Source organism: Pedobacter sp. 01N416 (assembly GCF_056399685.1).
This window is the reverse complement of record NZ_JBFTRT010000939.1, coordinates 1-1,514: the sequence shown is the minus strand read 5'-3', so window position 1 is coordinate 1,514 and position 1,514 is coordinate 1. Positions and strand designations below refer to the sequence as shown.

Below are 1,514 nucleotides of genomic sequence, written 5' to 3'. Positions count from 1 at the left end.
GTCTTCTATCAAAGCATTTACAGTCGACGTAATTAGAGGCAGGCTCTTTTTAGTACGTTTACTTAAATCGGTAAGCGATGATTTTTTTTTATAATAAAGTAGCTTAATAATGTCGGCCCTTAGTCGTTGTGCTTTCTTAATAGTTGCTGACATTTTTTTAATTTGGTTACATAAAAATATAAAAAAAACAAAAGAAATGCAATCTTTTTAAAAAAATTAAAAAGAAAGTTATTTTATATACATATTCACAAAAACATGATACTGGTTTTGTTTCATAATCTGTTTGGTAAGGGTTAGTTAAATTGGTTAGTTACTTTATCAGTATTATTCGATTAGTAGTTTGCAATAATAATTTGAACTATTTAATCATGGGAAAAACTGAACCCATTAATTTTATCAGGAGATGTAAATTGAATATACAGTTAGATTTTTACATGTTTTTTACTAACCACTGACATAACAAACTTATGAAAAAAAAATATAAACAATGAAGACTTTTTAATTTTTTTAAAAAGGTGATTTTGGCACAAAAAAAAAGCCTGCGTAAAGCAAGCTTTTTCAAAAAAATATCCTATAAATTAATGGATGCCCATAAACAACCTGCTCCATCTTATTTTATGCAAGAAAGATGCAGTACTATCCCAGCTCATCCAAACAAATAAAGCTTTACCTACAATATGGTCTTCTGGCACAAAACCCCAATAACGCGAATCGGCCGAATTGTGACGGTTATCACCCATCATCCAATAGTAGTCCATTTTAAAAGTATAAGTAGTGGCTACTTTATCATTAATATACCAAATGTTGGGATCGTTCGGAAAAACACCTCCCGGAACATCCCCAGCAGCATCGGGACTTAAGGTAACTGATTTCACAAAATCAAATGCTTTTAATTTACCGGCAATTTCTGGCGATGCATCTACAACGTATGTCTTATCTGCAATAGCAGGTGTTCCGCCTAAATTAAGTTTAAATTCATCAAGTATAGAATAATTAAAGTCCATGGTTTTAAACTCGATGCGATATGGCATCATACCCGTGTTTTTTAAAGGCTCATTTTTGCCATTTACATTGGCAATACCATTGCTCATCGAAATTACATCGCCCGGAATACCTATACATCTTTTAATAAAATTCTCCCGTTTATCTACCGGGCGGTCTATTATCGTAAATGTGCTTCTAACCTGCTGCCGGCCCATACTGCGTTCTAATGCGTAATAACTTTCTGCCTGGTTTTCTACAGCTACAGTGTCTCCTTCAGGAAAGTTGAATACCACAACATCGTTTCTCTTAATTTTAGATAAACCCGGTAAACGATGATATTTCCACTGCACACCATCCCAATAAGCTTTGGTAGAAGTGGTTAAAGGCATAGTATGGTGAGCAAAAKGAAAAGCAACGGGAGTCATTGGGATACGAGCACCGTAATTAACTTTACTCACAAAAAGGAAATCGCCAATAAGCAAAGATCTTTCCATCGAACCAGATGGAATGGTGTAAGCCTCAAAGCCTCA

1 pseudogene is annotated in these 1,514 nt (G+C 34.3%); it reads right to left on the bottom strand.

The window, feature by feature from the left end:
• Positions 1–578: 578 nt before the first annotated feature.
• Positions 579–1,505, bottom strand: a pseudogene (gene lepB / locus AC1DND_RS28535) (signal peptidase I); the annotation flags it as partial.
• Positions 1,506–1,514 lie beyond the last annotated feature (9 nt).